Annotated in this window: 13 protein-coding genes; 10 read left to right on the forward strand and 3 right to left on the reverse strand. The window is 67.6% G+C overall.

What is annotated here, in order from left to right:
• The first annotated feature begins 114 nt into the window (after positions 1-114).
• The 6 genes from ACTFAP_RS00115 to ACTFAP_RS00140 all read left to right on the forward strand — a co-directional run bounded on the left by ACTFAP_RS00115 (position 115) and on the right by ACTFAP_RS00140 (position 5,979).
• Positions 115-627, forward strand: a complete 513-nt coding sequence (locus ACTFAP_RS00115; RefSeq protein ID WP_500467885.1) for an ATP-binding protein — start codon at positions 115-117, stop codon at positions 625-627.
• Positions 628-910: 283 nt separating this feature from the next.
• Entirely contained in the window at positions 911-1,369 is a 459-nt protein-coding gene (locus tag ACTFAP_RS00120) for a Pycsar system effector family protein (protein ID WP_500467886.1), read from the forward strand.
• Positions 1,370-1,411: 42 nt separating this feature from the next.
• Positions 1,412-2,071 (forward strand): Crp/Fnr family transcriptional regulator, encoded by a 660-nt coding sequence (locus tag ACTFAP_RS00125; RefSeq protein WP_500467887.1) that lies wholly within the window; start codon positions 1,412-1,414, stop codon positions 2,069-2,071.
• Positions 2,072-2,160: 89 nt separating this feature from the next.
• On the forward strand, positions 2,161-2,985 hold the full coding sequence (locus ACTFAP_RS00130) for a hypothetical protein (protein WP_500467888.1): 825 nt from the start codon (positions 2,161-2,163) through the stop codon (positions 2,983-2,985).
• 232 nt (positions 2,986-3,217) lie between these two features.
• Complete coding sequence (locus ACTFAP_RS00135; protein ID WP_500467889.1) at positions 3,218-5,281, forward strand: hypothetical protein; 2,064 nt, start codon at positions 3,218-3,220, stop codon at positions 5,279-5,281.
• Positions 5,282-5,670: 389 nt separating this feature from the next.
• Positions 5,671-5,979 carry a hypothetical protein gene (locus tag ACTFAP_RS00140; protein ID WP_500467890.1) on the forward strand — a complete coding sequence of 103 codons (309 nt, stop codon included), beginning with the start codon at positions 5,671-5,673 and terminating at the stop codon, positions 5,977-5,979.
• Positions 5,980-6,415: 436 nt separating this feature from the next.
• On the opposite strand, the gene ACTFAP_RS00145 is transcribed toward ACTFAP_RS00140, so the two are convergent.
• The 3 genes from ACTFAP_RS00145 to ACTFAP_RS00155 all read right to left on the reverse strand — a co-directional run bounded on the left by ACTFAP_RS00145 (position 6,416) and on the right by ACTFAP_RS00155 (position 11,801).
• On the reverse strand, positions 6,416-7,882 hold the full coding sequence (locus ACTFAP_RS00145; protein ID WP_500469592.1) for a UvrD-helicase domain-containing protein: 1,467 nt from the start codon (positions 7,880-7,882) through the stop codon (positions 6,416-6,418).
• 429 nt (positions 7,883-8,311) lie between these two features.
• Positions 8,312-8,575 (reverse strand): helix-turn-helix transcriptional regulator, encoded by a 264-nt coding sequence (locus ACTFAP_RS00150; protein WP_500467861.1) that lies wholly within the window; start codon positions 8,573-8,575, stop codon positions 8,312-8,314.
• Between the two features lie 886 nt (positions 8,576-9,461).
• A complete protein-coding gene (locus ACTFAP_RS00155) occupies positions 9,462-11,801 on the reverse strand; it encodes a helicase associated domain-containing protein (protein WP_500467860.1) in 2,340 nt (779 codons plus the stop codon).
• 553 nt (positions 11,802-12,354) lie between these two features.
• Between ACTFAP_RS00155 and ACTFAP_RS00160 the strand changes: the two genes are divergently transcribed.
• The 4 genes from ACTFAP_RS00160 to ACTFAP_RS00175 all read left to right on the forward strand — a co-directional run bounded on the left by ACTFAP_RS00160 (position 12,355) and on the right by ACTFAP_RS00175 (position 17,828).
• The gene (locus ACTFAP_RS00160; RefSeq protein ID WP_500467859.1) at positions 12,355-13,359 is read left to right on the forward strand and encodes a TniQ family protein; all 1,005 of its coding nucleotides are present in this window, start codon (positions 12,355-12,357) and stop codon (positions 13,357-13,359) included.
• A gap of 115 nt (positions 13,360-13,474) precedes the next feature.
• A complete protein-coding gene (locus ACTFAP_RS00165; RefSeq protein WP_500467858.1) occupies positions 13,475-14,188 on the forward strand; it encodes a TnsA-like heteromeric transposase endonuclease subunit in 714 nt (237 codons plus the stop codon).
• Positions 14,189-14,271: 83 nt separating this feature from the next.
• On the forward strand, positions 14,272-16,638 hold the full coding sequence (locus tag ACTFAP_RS00170) for a Mu transposase C-terminal domain-containing protein (protein WP_500467857.1): 2,367 nt from the start codon (positions 14,272-14,274) through the stop codon (positions 16,636-16,638).
• On the forward strand, positions 16,635-17,828 hold the full coding sequence (locus tag ACTFAP_RS00175; protein WP_500467856.1) for a hypothetical protein: 1,194 nt from the start codon (positions 16,635-16,637) through the stop codon (positions 17,826-17,828). Before ACTFAP_RS00170 ends, ACTFAP_RS00175 begins: the two co-directional genes overlap by 4 nt.
• Positions 17,829-17,944: the final 116 nt, after the last annotated feature.

Raw genomic sequence — 17,944 nt, forward strand, 5'->3', positions numbered from 1 at the left:
AGCACGCCCATCTGTCCGGCCAAGGGCGAAATGTAACCCTGCACTTGCCGTAACGAGCAGCAGCGGGGATAGTAGCGGTGAAGAATTTTTTTCTTCCCTGGAGGAGGGCGGTCGATGGCGGCACAGCCTCCCGCCTCTTCCCTCCCCGGCAACGCACAGCACTGCACATCGCACCGCGCCCCGTGCTCCTTGGCCGGCACCGCTGCGGACGGTCACGACCCGGCACTGATGCAGTTCACCGCCCGGCAGTTCGCTCCCTCACCGCACTGGCTCGCCGCAGCCCGCACGTTCACCCGCGACACCCTGCACCGGTGGAACCTCGGCCACATCGCGGACGACGCCGCGGCCATCGCCTCCGAACTCGTCGCCAACGCCGTTCAACACGTACAACCCGAACCGGGCACCGCACCACAGCCCATCTGGCTCGCCCTGGACCGCAGAGACACCAGCGTCCTGTGCATCGTCTTCGACACCAGCAGCACCGAACCCACCCTCCACACACCCACCCCTCTATCCGAGACAGGACGAGGACTCGTCATCGTCCAAGCACTCAGCGAAGACTGGGGCTGCAACATCGAAGTCGAAGGAAAACTGGTCTGGGCTCAGATCTCCTCTGCCCACCGATGACCGCCTCGCCGGTACCATCCGGCAGACACCATGCGGCAGCCACCCCTCCTCGGCCTGGAATCAGGCGGCCCCATCCCCTGGGAGCCACAGGACAATGTCTGCTTCCCCACGTAGCTACCTCAGCGAGCGTGTGATGGATCGGCTGCCCCTCATGCCCTGTGCTGTGCACCTCCGCACATCAGAAGCAGGCACATTGAGTACCCGTCAGTCAGGCGCTCCGCCGTCGGGAGGGTTCATGAATCGGATCGGTGAGGACAGGGTTGCTGGGGAAGCAGCAAGCAGGATGAGAGCCAGGTTCTCCGAGCTGTTTGTCGAAGTGCAGCGCGCTGACGGCAAGGCGGCCGCCCTGTGCGGGCTGACCGGAGGGTTGCTCGCAGCTGGCATTGCGGCGTTGTCGAACTGGGGCAACGCCGCATGGCCGGCGAAGGCCTCCTTGGTGGTGGCGTGCGGCTTGCTGGTCTCAGCACTCATTGCGGCTCTGGCCGCCCTTCGACCATCGCTCCCCCGCCATCCCCGCTCAGCGATGGAGGGTCCTGCGCGAGGGGGCTGTGCACAGGCGCTTGTGACGTCCGTTATTGCCATGAGCAGCGAGGAGCGGCTGCATGCAGATGCGGTCCAGGTGATACGGATCGGAGCACTGGCCCACCGGAAATTTCGGGCGATCAAGGTGGCTGTTGATCTCATAGTGCCAGCCCTGTTTATGGCCGGAATTGGGTTATTGATCGCATACATGACTTCTTGAGAGCATCCCGCGTGAAGCGGGCGCCGTTACTCAGGGGGATCGATGTATCAGCCGCACAGCACTGTCATCGGCGAGCAGCTGTGGTCCAAGCTGTGCGGGCTCTCCCCGGTGCGGGTCCGGCAGTCGCGAAGCGTCCTCCTGAGGCAGGGAGATCCGGGGACCCACGTCGTGCTCCTCGCCGCCGGGACAGCACTGGTCACGCTGACCGGCGCCGAGGGGAACCGCACGTTACTCGCGGTGCGGGGGTCAGGAGAGATCTTCGGGGAACTGGCAGTCGTCGACGCACAGCCACGTTCCGCCTCCGTCATCGCTGCGGAGACCTGTCGCGTGCACATCGTCCCGGCAGCCGACTTCCTGGGATTCGTTGAAGAGCATCAGCTGCTGAACTCACTGCTGCGGCACGCCATCACCCGAGTCCGTGAGGCGGAGGCCGTCCGCCTTGAACTCGCGACCGCGCCGGTCGCCACACGTCTGGCATCAGCCCTGGGCCGTCTCGCTCAGTGGGTGGCCGCGCCGGGCCAGCCAGCACAGGTGCGCCTCACTCAAGAAGAACTCGCACAGATGATCGGCGCCTCCCGCAACGCCGTCGGCTCAGCACTCAAATCATGGCGCGAGCACGGGTGGCTGGACACTGAAGCCGGTGGCGGTCTGCTCATCAAGGACATCACCGCCATCCAGGAACACGTCGGAGCCCAGACGTGACGGGAAGCACCGATCCGGTGCACAGCAGTGGGCAGCGAGGGTCTCCGGGCGCAGACAGCATGGTGCGCCCACCTGCTGAAAGGGCCCTCGTGAACTCCTTCTATCCCTCGCGTGAGTTCGACGTACCTCCGGAGCACGCGCTCCTGGTCGTCGACATGCGCAAGTACAGCCAGATGCCCGAGGCGAAGATGTCGCTCGTCCGCGACGATCTCGACGACATCCTCAAGACCGTGTTCCTCGAGTCCGGGCTGGCGGAAGTCCACCCGGCCGCCGGCGCGGAAAGGGACACCGGCGACGGCGTCATTTTCGTTCTGCCGGCACGGGAGCTCGCTCGGCTGATCGATCCGCTGCTCGGAAACCTCAACAAGGCCCTCCTGCGCTACGACCGTGCGCGGCTGGCCAGCGCACCTCCCATTCATCTCCGCGCGAGTGTCCACGTCGGGCCTCTGACCGCCGACTACCGCGGCGACGCCATCAACGAGGCGTGCCGCTTGGTGAACTGCACCGCCGTACGCGAGGCGATGGAGGTGGCAGTGCAGCGCGGGGAGTTCCTGGCCGCAGCCGTATCGGAGGTCGCCTATCGCCGGACCGTACACGCCGGCCGTACCAGGGACCTCGTGAAGGAACACTTCCTGCGTGCGGTGGCACAGGTGGAGGACAAGCCCGAGTTCAACGAGCCGTGCCGGATCCTCGTGCCCGGTGTGAGCCCAGAAGCAGTTCAACCGCACGTTCGTGATCGCGTTGAGGCACCCGGGCTCGCGAGTACTCACGGAACGTCGTCGGGCAGCAGGGAACGCTCTTCGGCGTCGATGGTGCAGGGTTCCGGCGGGGGGATCCAGTTCAACGGACCGGTGCATCACAGCAACATTGCCGAGACCATTCACAACGCTCGTACGGAGTACTGGCCGCGCTGACTTGCGCCCGTCCCCGGTCTCTTCCCTCATCCCTGCAGATCAGGAACAACACATGTCAGACAACGGCTTTGCCCGTCCCGGCTCCATTCCACCTTTCCTCCCTCAGCCCAGCTCGCCACCGGCACCTGGTGTCTCAGTCGGTCCGCAGTTGCCACAGCAGACGGCACATCGGGCCGATGGGGCCACGACGACGCCCTCTTATCGCAGTTCAGAGCCGCCAGCGCTTTCGCCTGTGCGCAGCCCCGGTGGGACAGACACGCCGACTGCGCCCCCGCCGGATCGGGGCACTCACGTCGGCAATGCGGGTGTCGTCGCAAGCCACATCGAGCAGCTGATCCTGGAGACCCGCAAACGGGACATCCTCGAGGGTGTGGTTCTCGAGCGACATGACATCACCGATGGGCCCTTCATCCGTGAGGCCCAGTGGGAGGAGGCGTGGGAAGAAGCTATCGACCATGACAGCCGGCGCCTCAGACAGCATGTGCTGATCGTTGTGGCGCCGCGTTCCTTCGGGTCGACGACTTTCGCGCTGCATCTCCTTGCCCGGCACACCGACAGTGACACCCGCTTGGTGAAACTGGACGCCGATTGGTCCTCGCCCACCGTAGGTCGGTTGCCTTTGGAGGAACGCCACGCTTTCCAGCTCGATCTCAAGGACCCGGACTGCGACCAGCCCTCGCCCGACTTCCTGAACTCGCTCAGCAAGCACGCGACCAATCTGAAGGCGTGTGGCTCGCATCTGGTGATCACCGTGGCCAAGGAGCTGTGGACCGACGACCACTTCCTGAGGCACCGCGCGGGTATCCAGACGGTCTATCTCAAGGAACCACCCACTTCGCTGAAGGTGGTGGAAGGGCACCTGCGTTTCCACCACCATGTCCACTTGATTCCCTACATCCAGTCGTCCATCGAGGCCAAAGCGGCCTTGCTCGGGCTCGACGCTGTGGAGGCCGTGCGCGCTGCGGGGAAGGCCGTCCAGGCATGGGAAGAACACACCCGGCAGCAGACGACATCGCCGCTGCTCACTCCGGACCGCGCTTCCTACGAGGCGACTGCCTCATTTGAGGAACGTCTTGCGGGCGCGCTCTCGGACTGGAGAGACAAGCTGGACCTCCTGTTCGGCGAGGTTTCAGCAACGCACAACCAGCACGATGCGTCACTCACCATCGAGGACCGCTGTCTACTCATGGCACTCGCCGTGCGGCAGTCAGCACCCATGGCCTCCGTGGCCGCCTGCGCACGTGACTTGCAGGGGCGTGTGACGGAAGACCAGGTCGGAATGACCACGGCATCGGTGTTTGCCGGCCGTGGTCTGCGGCGCCGCATCCATGAGATCGGTGCCAGCGTCGACTCGCACGACACCGTGATCTTCGAACAGCCTTCATACGGCCGGGCTGTTCTGGCATACGTCTGGGACAACTACGAGGTCATGCGCGACCCTGTACTCGCCTGGCTCGTCCAGAACGGCACGGACCAGGAAGCGTCAGCTCGGGTGGCCGATGTCATCACCGAATTGGTGCTGCGTCACGGCCGGGTGACCTACCTCAACGTCCTGGGGACGATGCTCTCGCGCGAGGACAAAGGCCTTCTGAGCCTGGTCATGGAACGCGCTGTCCAAGACGAGCATGTCGGACGCCAGGCTTGGGAGGTGCTCTACCGATGGGCCGGACAACCCGACCGCGCGCTCACCGTGATCTCCACCTGCCAGAGCATTCTGCGGTCCTCTTCCTCAAGCCGCTCATCTACCAAGAGAGCCATGGTGCGGCTACGCAGGATCACCCACACGATCGATGACCGGGCCACTCGCGAGAGGGTGCTCGAGGCCTACCGAGACCTGGCGCAGTTGCCCGGAGGAGCCGAACGGCTCGTCGCGGAAGTCAATGCGTGGCAGTCCTCGAAGGCGAGCCGCAAGAGCGGAAGCCTGGCGTTCCTGGCACTCATGCCGCAGGAGCACAACGGCATGCCCTGGCTGCTATCGGACACACCTCCCGACATCGAGGTGGACTGTGCTCTGCAAGACCTTCTCGGGGAGGATGCGACCGCCGAGGAAGTCATCCCGGCGATCACCAACTGGATCCGCAACTGCACCACCGACCCCAGCACCTACAGCCGGCTTCGCGATCGGCTCGTTCCGACGCTTCGCGGGCACAAGATGTTCCAGGCCTGCATGGAACTCATGCGAGCCCTGGGTGACATCCCCAGCATCGGCGACATCAACGTCGCGCAGGACTTCTACCAGCACCTCGTGGAACCCGCTCTGCGCCCGGTGTTTACCCCCCAGGGGAGGTCTTTGTGAGATGGCCCTGGCAGCGCGCTACACGAACTGCCTCCTGTCCCCAGCCCAGACTCCTTCCCTCTGCCACACCCGGTGTGCCCTTCGAAGGGCTCTTCGTCATCCGGTGGCGCCCCACGTGGCGACGGGGCACAAACCTCGATGAGCAGGTGCGATGCGCTGTACTCGGCGTAGCCACGGAGAGAGCCGGGCAGCTGAGTGCGGCCGATCTCCATACTGCTCAGGACAGCATCAACACGGCTCTGAGCAATGCCCTGGTCCCGCGTGGCAGGGAGTACCGAATCCTGTCGGCCCGCGTCACCTTACGTCTGTCAGCTGGGTCGGCTGAGGTCCTCGCACAGCGCCGCGCTGATGAGGAACGGATTCGCCGGCTGCGGTTCCTCAAGAGGTGCTTGTACGACCACCCGGACCTCGTCGTCCTGGACCGTCTGGAGCAACAGCCGGGTTCACTCGGCGACGAACAGGCCGCTGAGCTGCAGCGAATCGCACGATGGATCAAGTCGTGCAACCACTGGTGGCACCCGCTGCTTCAGCAGTGGGAGCAGCTCGGCGCAGGGTTCGACAACGTTCAAATGCAGCATCAGGCCATGCTCGCCCTGCTGGAAGCGGTCAAGGCCCTCAATGGTGGCTCGCTGCCCGATGCCACACCCGCGGCAGCCCAGCACCCTCAGAGGTCTGCGGAACCCTTGAGGGCACGCTGATGAGGTTGGCACTGGTGCGGGCCTTCCTGGCGCCGATCACCAGCATGCGCGCTCTGTGGTCGTGGGGGCGCGGCAGGGGGAGTCTTTCTTATGACGTCGCCTGGCGCAGAGCTCGCGTATCGCAAGCACCGGATGAGCTCGTCTACCGACTGCATGGCCACCGTGCGAGCTCGGGTGAGGCTGAGGCAGCGCCTCTTCGCCGGTACGGGCATGCTCAGCCTCCGGCGTGTCGACGGTCTGCCGGAGGCGGATGAAGACAGGGCGTAGGGCAGGACATGGCGGCTGCATTCTTTCGGGCGCACGCTGCGGGAAGGCCTCCCCCGTCGTCTGGCAACGCTCCCCCACCCACGCAAAGCCTCGGCTCCGTGGGTGGGGGCGACCCCCGTTTCCAGTGCACCGCTCCTACCTCACATGTGGCCTCACCGCGGGGCAGGATTCACGGAGCGGTTCCGCGGTGGGCAACTGGGGAGGGCACTGCGCTCAGTCCTCGGTGGTCGAGGTGATGGCGGGCTCGGGTGACGGCGACGTAGGCCAGGCGTGCCTCGTCGGCGTCGATGGGCGCGGCAGTCGGCTGGCCGTTGGCGTCGGTCTCACCGGTGTCCTCTGGGGCGAAGTCGTTCGAGATCCGTACGGTGTTCCACTCCCGGCCCTTGGCTTTGTGGGCGGTGGAGATGGTGATGTCGGCGTAGGTCTCGGGGACAAGCTTGTCGACGGCGTTGAGGATGGCTTGGGTGCCGTGTTGTTCGACGACATCGATGAGGGGGGCGAGGTCGCCACCGGCGGGGTCGTGTTCGGCGTATTCCTTGAGGTCTGCCCAGCGCTCGAAGAGCAGGAGTTCGGGGTGGGTGGTGCGGCGGCCGTTCTGGAGGTCGTGGGCGGCGCGGGCGAGGGCCTGGAGGGGTTCGGCTCCGCCGGCCAGGGCGACGCGGCGGCCGGTGGGCAGGAGTTTCATGATTTCGATCATGGTGCCGACGTTGGTGCGGCACAGGATCGCCTCTGGTGTGTCGAGGGGGCCGGTGCTGGAGCGGACGGTGGCGGTTCCGGTCAGGCGGATGGGGGCGTCGGTGAGAGCGAGCCAGCGGTTGGCTTCCTCAGCGATGGCGTGGCCGAAGCGGAAGGAGCGGGTGAGGGTGAGCTGGGTGCCTTTGAAGGCTGACATGACGTCTTTGGCGCCGCGCCATCCGTAGATGGCCTGGGCGGAGTCGCCGACCATGACGAGTTGTGCGTGGTCGCGCTGCTGGTTGAAGACAGTCTCAAGGACAGGATTGGTGTCCTGAGCCTCGTCCAGCAGCAGGTAGTCGGCGGCGATGACCGGGTCGGTGAGGGCCCAGATCTTCAGGTAGTGGTCGTGGCTGAAGCGCACCGCGGCGCCGTCCCGGCTCTGCAGGTCTTCCCACGCTTTGTGGGCGTAGGGGAGGACGGCTTCGGCGAGCTTGTCGTGAACTTCGGGGGCATCCAGGCCGCGCAGGCGGGGGACGTGGTGGGGCTCGAGGGTGCTGTCCGCGGAGTGGCAGAAGGTGGTGACGGCCCGCAGGACGGTGGAGGCGAGGATCGGCTGGCCGACGGTTCGGCCCTTGATGGTGAGGGGCTTGGTGAGGCCGAGGTTCTGGCCCTGCTTCCAGCTGGGCACACGGGGTGCGTTGAGCCGGCCGCTGTAGTGGCGCCCGACCGTGGCAAAAGCCAGGGAGTGAGCCGTCTTGCAGGCGACCGTGCGGGGAAAGACAGCGGCCGCGGCCTGGGCGATCGCCTTGTTGAAGGCAAGGTAGCGGCCCCGGCGCGGCGTGGCCGCGGCCAGCAGAGCCAGCGTGGTGGTCTTCCCCGTGCCGGCGCCGGCCTGGAGCACGATGTGCTCCCCCGCGTTGAAAGCGTCAGCTGCTGCGGCCTGTTCTTCCGTAGGTTCCAGCACGAATCGTCATCCTGTCTTGCGCAGGGGCACGGGGCGGCGGGGCGCGGTCTGCCGTTGCTTGCTGAGGCAGGCGCGACCGCATGACGGCAAAGCGTGTGGGCCCGTACGAGCCCAGCCGCCAGGAGGACGATGAGGGGCGGCGCGCCGGGAGCTGCGCAGCGAGGCCGTGGAAGTCAGCCACTCAGCCCACCAGCCTCGAACACATGCGGCACTTAACGGATATGTGTTCCATTTTCCTGGTTGGCTCTGGGAGCCGCTGAGGTTGGCGGCCACCATGACGTCACGAGCCCTTCAGGGAGCTTCGTGTGCCAGAGTCCGCTGCCGCGCGCACGACTGAACTGGAGTTCGCTCCTTGGCCGACCGTGCGACTGCAGATGCTGATTCGGGTGAATCAGATACCGGACTCGATGGCCGGGCGAGCGGGGGTCACTGCTGTGATGGGCCGGGTGGCTGGTGGCCGTGGCAGATGCTTTCCAGCAGGTCACCGACAGGTTCGCCCAGGGCATGGGCGATGGCGTGCCAGGTCGCGAGAGTTCCCAGGGTGCGGCCCTGTTCGATCTCGATGAGCGTACGGCGCGAGAGACCGCTGCGGGCGGCGAGTTCGTCGTAGGACCATGCGCGGGCCGCTCGCAGCCGGGCCAGCTCCAGGCGGAGCTCGTCCATGTTGGGCTCGGGCGGCAAGATCGTCACCCAGCTATCGCACGACCCGGCACCCCACCCTGTCAGTGCAGACCTCTGCCCTATTTTCAGCGGAGTCTGCAAGATCACAGAGGGCAGGAGGCTGCACTACGGTGTCCCGCCGCCGGCCACTCCCCCACCCACGCCGGAACCGACCCCCAGAGCACGGCCACAGCGAGACACCGAGGAGGAGCGACATCCTCGTGGAGACGACACCCACTCACCCACCGCATCGTGCCTGGACCGTCACCATCCAACGGCGCAGAGAGGGAGTGACTGCGGTGTGCGATGCCTGCGGCTCTCTTCCCGCGCCTCTCCTGGGCATCACGAGTGCCATGCGGGCCTTCGCCCTGTCACACCTGGCCGGCCACGTCCGGGCGCAGCCACTCGCCCCTCACTTGCGGACCTGCCAGTGCGGGGCGCACGGATGCCGCCTGCACCCTCGGCACCGGGGCTGCGACGGCCTGGTTCTTCTCGTTCTGGCCCGCAGCAGGACCGGCCATCAGTGGCGGCTCGCAGACACCTGCCGTGCCTGCGCAGTCGCAACACCCAACGCCGCTGCCATTTCAGGACAGGACAAAGAGCACGAACAGCTGGGTTCAGCCGATCCACCGCTCGCCGTTCCTCTGTTCCACGGCGACGAGGCCCAGCGGTCCTTGGAAGGTGTGGTGCGCTTTTGGGACCCAGCCGAACACGATGTCTGGGACACCAACCCGACATGACCTTCTGATGCCACGGCCAGGACCGGAGGGCCTGGGTGGTGCCTGCGTTTGGGGTCTGGTGTGGCGACGGTGAGGGCAGCCACGGGGAACAGGGCAGTCTGTCAGTCGACCGGCGCAATCCGTCCCCGGGTGACAGGGCTGGTGACACGGCTGGGGGCAGCAGTCGGACGTCCGTTTCAGGCGGCGTCCGGGAGTTCCGGTTCCAGGAACTGCGGCACGACCGGCAGGCCGAGTGCGTCGAGTGCCGCGATTTGCTGAGGGGTGAGCTGGGCGGCGTCGCGCTGGCGCCGCTCGATCCAGGTATCCAGTCTGACATGGTCAACATCGACGGTCTCGACATGTCCGTCGGGGACCTGGAGATGGCCTTCACGTCGGAGAAACTTGCGCGCGGCACGCAGGCCGCGCGCAAAGATCATCGCTGGCCTGGTGGTCTGCCGCGACAGCAGCAGGGCGTGGGGGTGGAGATCCGGGTGATGGCGTGCCAGAAGCGCAAGTTGGGCGAGTTGCCCCGGCTCCAGGGTGTGTTGCCGGTCGATCTGGCGATCCAACCAAGCGGCCAGGGAGGGATCCGTTTCGTTGGTGGCGAGCTGGTATGTGGGTCGCCAGGTGCTGGTGGCAAGGCGGCGACGCAGTAGGGCGCAGGTGTACTGCCAGTCGATGCTCCAGGCGGGGTTCCAGCAGGGGTCGATGGAGTTAAGTACTTCAAGGCGTTCGGGAGGCAACGCGTCTTCGCAGTTCATGGCCCGCAATTGGTCGAGCCACTCGGTCAGGCTGCTGTCCACTCCGGGGGTATCAGCCGTGACTGCGAGGGTGTGGTGGGCGGTCGCGTAGTCGCGGGCTAGGGCGAGGTTGTGTTCGAAGCTACCGGGTGGATGGGGCCAGGAGATGCGCAGCGCGTACAGGGCGAAGGCCTGGTCGGGGTCGAGGGTGCCCTTGGCGTAGCGGTTGCGCTGCTCGCCGATCCATGAGCCGAGGTGGATGCCTTGGAGGTCCCGGTGGTCGGTGGGGACTTCGAGATGGCCGTGCTTCTCGTAGAAACGCATGGCGGCTTCGTAGCCCCTGCTCCAACCGTCGCCCTGGAACTGGTGGGCTCGTAGTGAGAGAACGCCGGCGATCTCGTCGGGGCGCTCGGGCTCGACCAGGGCGGGGTCTTCGGAGCGGCGGCCAGGGCCGCGGCGCAGTCGGGTGTAGAACTTGCTGTCGGCGGTGCGCAGTCCGTCCAGGATGGCCCACAGGTCGCGGAAGTCGGAGGACTCCATGGCCTCGCGGGTGGTTTGTCCCGGTCGGATGTACACGGGGATGATCAGTGTGGCGATCTTGCCGCTGCCTGGCGGCTGGCGCAGGGCGCGGCCGAGGGTCTGGATGATGTCGACGACGCTGCGTTTGGGGTCGGCGAACAGCACTGCGTCGGCTTCGGGCATGTCGACGCCTTCGCTCAGGCATCTGACGCTGCTGAGGATGTGGGTGTGGGCCTGTCCGGGCAGGAGGGCGGTGCGGCTCTGCCAGAAACTTCCCGCGAAGCGCCAGAGCTTGGTGTTGCGCTCGGAGCGGGGCTGGCGGCTGTCGAGAGCGGCAGCCCACAGTTTCATGGGCTGGCTGCCCTGGGCGAAGGCGGTGGCGGTGTGCGGCAGAGTGCGGGCGAAGGTGCGGGCGGCCGCGATCAGGCGGTGGAACGTTAGGACGCGGCTGAGGCGGTAGTCCTGTACGGCGCGCAGCAGTCCCACTTGCATGGCTGCCAGGCGCAGTCCGTCCAGGTGAGGGGTTTTCTCGGCCATGGTGAGGATGTCGTGCAGGTCATCCGCGCTGATGACGGGGACGACGACGCGGTAGTCGGCGAGGATGCCCTGGGCGATGGCTTCGGCCAGTTCGAGGCGGAAGACGACGGGGCCGAACAGTGCGGGGTTGTCCATCGATGCCAGTGGTTGCCTGTACGCGCCGGGGTGTCTGGGATTCGGGTGGCTCCAGCGCCGTGGCGTCGCCGTCATGTAGAGGCGGCGCTGCGCGGGGATCTGGGCATCGTCGTGGATGTCGCCCCAGCTCTTGTCGAGGCTGCCAGTGGTGTGGTGGGCCTCGTCGGCGACGGCGAGGGCCCACTCCGGCAGGCCGTGGCGGCGGTGGGCCTCGACGATCGCGGGCAGGGACTGGTAGGTGGAGAAGACGATGGTGGGGCCGCTGTGGTCGGCGACGCGGCGAGCGAGTTCGGCCGGGCTGGTGGTGAAGGGGATGAGCAAGGCGCCTCGGCCGGACGGGGGCAGGGCGCAGACCGCGATGTGCTTCTCGTCCGGGCGTCCGCGGTCCCACTCGCGTGCTGTCTGCGCCACCAGATCCTGGCTGGGGGCGAGCACGAGGATATTGCCGTGTGGGGTGTAGGTGTCGGCGCTGACCCGGGCGATGACGGTCTTGCCGGTGCCGCAGGCCGCGACCACGGTTACTCGTGGGTGGCGTTGGAGGCCTGCGGTGATGGCGCTGACGGCGCGTTGTTGGTATGAGCGTAGTCGGATGGGCTTGTGGGGCACGTGGGTGTCCTCGGCGACCGGCGGCTGGATCGGCGGGGCGATCGCCGTGCCTGCATGACTCGTGCCCCGCTCCGGGCACCAATTCGATCGGTTTTCCGGTGTTCCTTGTCAAGCGATCTTCGGAATTCCCGTCGATTTGACTGCTTGGGTGGCGCCTTCAGGAGCGTAAATGTCATCCTGATTGGTTCGGTTCGCCTTGAGGCCGCTGTTCCGTGTGAATAGCCTGATCCGCAGGCGCCGAGTAGCCGTCTCGTCAGCTCACCCAGCCAGCATTCAGCCGGGTTGCAGCAGGCAGGACAGGAGCCTCCCGCCAGGCGGCCGAAGGCGACATATCCCGCGCCCCGCAGTGCGTTGGCCGACCTTCAGCCGCCTTCTGCGGCGGCGGCTCTTCGGACGCGAGGAAACGCTTCTCCCATTCGGCTGTCAGGGCGGCCATTCTCATATTCGGCAGATCACTGTCAAGAATCGGTGCACTTTGCCGAATTATTTTCCCTGTTCCTGCCCCTCGTGCCGCTCGGCGTGGTAGCCATGGCCGCAGAGGCGAGGGAGGATCATGGATTCGGTGGCGGGCTTGGACCGGATACGGGTGCGTGAACTGCCGTTGCACGTCCGGTTCATGGCGGGCGAGTCGACCGGCTCCTACGTGACCCGCCTGGCTGGCCGTAACGGGCTGGAGGTCCAGCAGTTGCTGGACGAGGTCGGGCAGGGCAGCACGAAGGCCGTCGCGCCGCACCTGACCGAGCTCTACCTCAACCGCCCTGCCGCCGAGCGCCTGGCCGCCCTGGCCGGCCGTCCGCTGGAGGTGATGCGGCGGGCGCTCGCGAGCCTGGACGCGGCATACCTGCTCGACGACAGTGACGGAACTCCCGCCTGGTCGTTCCCATGGGCGGTGCGGGACGGCTATCTCGTGCGGGCCTGCGCGTTGTGCGCGGCCCGCCGCGGCATCGGCGAACCGGCCTGGATGATGGTGGCGGACCCCTGGCACCTGTGCGCCCGGCACGCACGGTGGTCGGACAACTCCCGTGATCCGCAGATCCCTTGGATCAGCGTGGCTGACTGGCCGCAGATCCTGGCGGCGGAACACCAGCGAGTGGCCATGGAGCGGTGCCTGGGCCGCACCGCACGCGCCCTGTTTGCGGACGCGCGCACACTGAGCGGGCCCGAATCGAGCGCGCCGGACAGGCTCCGGTTGATGGCCGACCGGCTCGGGGAGGCACGGGCCGCCTCCTTGTTGTCCTACCCGCGCACCGTGCGCATCGCCCGCATCCTCGCGCAGGCCGAGCGTCGCCGGCTCAGCCGGGAGCTGACGGCGGACTCCTACGAGGGCTGGTTCGCGCGCAGTTCACAGGAGTTGGGCCCCGGGTACCGGGGAGTGCTGAGGCGGTGGATGGAGTGCCACAAGCCGGTACCGGGTCCGGGGTCAAAGCGCGGGAGTGAGTTGGGGCGGGCCGTGCTGCTCGAACCGCACACACGGATTGCACCGCTGGATTCGGTGCAGCAGCTCAGCTGCCTGCCCTTTGGCTCGGTGGCCAGCGCGTTCGATCGGCCTTTCCTATAACGGCCGTGGTCCGCGAGGACCGGGGCCGTCCTCATCGGGCGAGGCGTCCCGTTCATCCGCGAAAAGCACATCAGGAACGAGTGGGATGCGGCACGGGAGAGGTGATCTTGTGCAGGTGCGGGTGCGTTACCGCGACGTGGACGGGCGGGTGCGTGAGGGCGGCCCGGATCAGGTGCGGGCGGTGCCGCTGGAACGGTGCGAGCCGTTGTGTGAACCGCACGCCTACAACGGCCGCACCTCGATCTTGACGCGGTACTGGTCGGCGACCACAGGCGGCATGGTGGTGTGCGGCAGCGAGCGGCTGATGCACGCGGCCATGCTGCTGGACTTCGACGCGGCCATTACCTGCTTCTCGGCCTACGCAGCCCAGATCGTCTGGGAGGACGGCAGCGCCCATGGGGTGGTCAGCCCGGCGTTCTTCGCCCGCACCGCTGACGGGCGGCGGCTGGCGATCGTGCACCCGGGCCGCGCTGAGCCGGACGGCGCGCGTGAACGCCAGGCGCTGGAGGTGGCGGCGCAGGCCGCCGGGTGGACACTGACGGGCCTGGACGCTCCCATCGGAGTGCGGCTGGCATGGCTGAAGGTGGTGGCCAGCTTCCGTTTCCCCGAACTGTTCGACGCAGCGACCCGTCCGGCCCTGCTGAATACCTTCCGCCAACCCCGCCCGCTGGTCCGCGGAGTAGCCGAAGCCGGCCTGCCCGACAGCGCCCTCGCCCACGCCTGGCACCTGCTGTGGCGCGGCGACCTCCTCTTCGACCAGGAACGGCCCCTGATCCCCGTCTCTACAGCGTGGACCGCCGACACAGCCCACCGGCAGGAGGCGTCGTGACGCCCGGGAAGGCAACGGTGCAGGCACGGGCAGCGTCCGTCCACGCGACGTGGGACCGACGTCGCGTGGACCTGACACCGGGAGTGACAGTGCGCTGGCTGGGCGGCCTGTACGAGGTCGCCGCCCTCCAAGGAACCCGGGTGCACCTGCGCGCCTTGAACGAGAAGGGCGAGGACGCCGTCGCGCTGGTATCCGCAGTGACCTGCGCCGCCGACTTCGCGCTGGTGGAGGAGCAGGGCCGGGAGCGGCCCGGCCCGCAGATCCCGGACGTGAGCATCGTGGACGTGCTCGACCCCCTGGAGCGCGATCGGATGCGCAACTGGGAGTGGCACCTGCACGAGGTCGTTCACGGACTGCCGCCTGGCGCGCCCTCGGGCACCCAGCCGCGCCCGCAGTACGACCTGGAAGAGACGTCGCGGTGGAGCCGGCTGGACGCCAAGTCCCGCGAGCTCAAGGACCTGGGCTGGACGAAGGTGTCGGTCGCAACGTTGCGGCGCCGGGCCCAGGACTACGAGGAGCGGGGCGTCGCCGGGCTCGTAAAGGTGGTCGCCGGGGACTTGTACGGCGACACCGATGAGCGGATCGTTCAGCTGCTGCTGGAGGAACTCCGTGCCGGGACGGAGGAGTCCTCGGGGTGGGCCAACCGGCTGCGAGAACGGGTCGAGGCCCGGCTGCGCGCCGAGTTCCCGAAGGAGGGCCTGAAGCTGTCGCGAAGCGGGTTCTACCGGCTGCTGAAGAACCTGGGCATGCGTGTGGAGACGCTGCGCGGGCCGGTGCGCCGCCGCGAGGAGCGGGCCAGCTCGCCCGAGCCGCCCTGGTCGCCGACCCGGGCGGCGATGCTGGGCGAGGTGGTGCAGATCGACTCCACCGGGCTGGACATCCTGGCTGTCGGAGACCACGGCTACCCGGTCCAGGTCGAGCTGACGGCAGCGATCGATGTGGCCTCGCGCAGCATCATCGCAGCGATGATCGTGCCCCGTGCTCCAGGGCGCGGCTACAAGGGCAAACGCCTGGGCGGGCGGGCGACCACCTCTTTCGACGCGACGCTGATGCTCGCCCAGGCGCTCGCGCCGATGCCCGGGCGGCCCGGCTGGTCACCTTCCGCGGCAGCAGAGAAGAGTTGCCACCTGCCGTACGGGGACCTGGTGGCGTGCGATCCACGGATGGCCGGTGCTGCGGCCCGTCCGGTGATCCGCCCGAAGATGGTGGTCGTCGACCAGGGCAGCATCTACCAGAGCGAGCACTTCACCGACGTGTGCACCTCACTGAAGATCTCGGTGCGCTCGGCGCGCGACCGCACCGCCGATGACAAGGCCGTCATCGAGTCGACGTTCAGCGCGATCAAGAAGCTGTTCTGCCAGTACGTCGCCGGGTACACCGCGCGTGACCTGTCCCGTCGCGGGAAGTTCGTGACCGAGGGCGCCATGTGGCGCCTCAACGAGCTGCAGGACCTTCTGAACGAGTGGATCGCGCTGGGCTGGCAGCAGCACCGCCACGAGGGCCTGCGCGATCCGCACCTGCCCGGGGTCGTGCTGACGCCGAACCAGATGTACGCGGCACTGGTGGCCTGCGAGGGCTACGTCCCGCTGCCCCTGTCGGAGTCCGAGAACCGCAAGCTGCTGCTGTGCGAGTGGCGACAGGTCACCGACAAAGGTGTGCGGATCGGCAACCGCACCTACGACAGCCGGGCCCTGCAGGAGTACAACAAGGAGCCGTCCGGGGTACGCGGGAAGGGCATGAAGTGGCCCGTCCGCTACGACCCCTACAGCCCGCGCTACGTGTGGCTGTTCGACCAGCGCAAAGAGCAGCGCGGCGAATATCCCTGGGTGGAGGCGGAGTTCGTCCACCAGGACCTCATCGGAGACGACTGGTCGCTGTTCTTGTGGGAGACCGCCGAACGCCTACGACTCGAGGCCGGCGGCAGCGAGGAGGACCGGCAGTGGGAGCGCGACATTGCGCTGGAGGTATCCGAGCTGCGCCGGCGCGCCCACCAGGGCCCCACCGACGATCCGGTCATGCCGACGCGACGCGGCCGCGGGCGTACACGCCGGCGGCGCCCCGCAGCCCCATACACCGGCCCCAGCCTCACCGTACGCGCACCTGCTGCTGACCGGTACGCGGACATCCCCGAGCCCGACCCCGCCCGGGTGCGCCCCGCCAGGTCGCTGAACGTCCCAGCCCACCTGCTGTTCGCCAGCGCGACCCTGGCCGACCCCCAACCGTCCCCGCCCGCTTCGCCCGCACCGGCGGGCGCAGAAAGTGTTGACACCCCACCCCCGAACGCGGACACCGAAGCGGCCCTGCCCAGGCCGGCGAAGGCGCCCAACCCGCGGCGGTGGCGTTCGCGCACGTTCTCCGGTCGCGCCACCGACCTGTTCCTGCGCGACCTCGCCCCGCCCCCCGATGACAGCAACAGCCCAGACCCGTCCAGCGACGAGGAGATCACATGAACGACCGCGCCCGCTCCCACGCCCGGCCGGAACCCGCAGCCAAGGCCGCCCCGCACTCCTTGCACCTGACCGATCCCGGGCCGCTGGCAACCAAAGAGGGCTTCCTCGCCCGGGCTCGACGCACCGTCACCCCGCCGAGCCTTCAGGACAGCGCACCCCTGGGCACGAAGGTGCGGCTGACCGACCCGCGCCTGGCCTACCACGGCGCTTTGCTGCCCTTGGAGACCGACGACTTCACGCGAGGAGTGCGCCTCGCCCGGACCATGCTGGTGAAGAACCTGTACGACTCCCCCGGCCGGAGCCCGAACTTCGCCGTCGACGGCCCGCGCCTTGCCGGCAAGTCGCTGCTCGCCGCGCGAATCGGGTTCGCCTTCCAGGGCTTGATCGACCATCACTTCCCTGCGGACGCAGACCGGCACCCGGTGGTGTACATCCACGTGCCGCACGACCGCAGCGACGCCCTGCACTGGTCTCTGCCGTTCGCGGAGTACTTCGGCCTGGAGCACTCCCGCTCGCCCGAGACGATGAACCACCGCTCCGTCGACATGACCGGGCCCATCACCCGCGTCATGCAACGCGCCGGCACGCGCCTGGTCATCGTCGACGGCATCGAGTACGTCAGGGACAACGAGCGGCAGACCGCGTTCGACTACCTGTTCCAACTCCAGGACGCCCTGCCGAGAATCACTTTTCTGTTCTGCGGCATCGGCGCGCAGGAGATCCTGCACCACGCCCTCGGCGACCACCGCAGCAAGGCCCCCGCAGCCGGCGTCGACACGCTGGAACCGCAGGGCATCCCGACGCTGTGGGTCAGACCCGTCCCCTACACCGCCGCCGAACCCGACCAGTGGTGCAACGTGCTCGACGATGCCGAAAAGAACCTGCGCCTGTACAAGCATCATCCCGGCACCCTGGTGCAGTTGGCTGCCTACCTGCATGCGCGCACCGATGGCTCCATGCACGCCCTGAACCAACTGCTGTGCCAAGCCGCGCAGACCAGCATCCTCCAGCAGACCGAAGCCATCGACCGCGAACTCCTGGAGACCATCCTCACCGGCTACAGCGACCCGACATACAACTGCCTCCCTGCCCTGGCCGAACCGGCCACCAGCGACCAAGACCACCACGGCTCGCCTGACCAGGCGAAGCCCACGGAGCCCGCCAGCCACACGGAAGAGCCGGGCCTGTAACGCAGCCACCTGCCCCTCACCTCTGGCACCCGGTGCCCTGTACGCGGCGTCTGCGGCCCCCACGTACTCCTCCTGACAGGCCTGGGCACCGACCCGAAATCCTGACCCTCGACGGC

It is taken from the genome of Streptomyces sp. PH9007, from assembly GCF_059813725.1.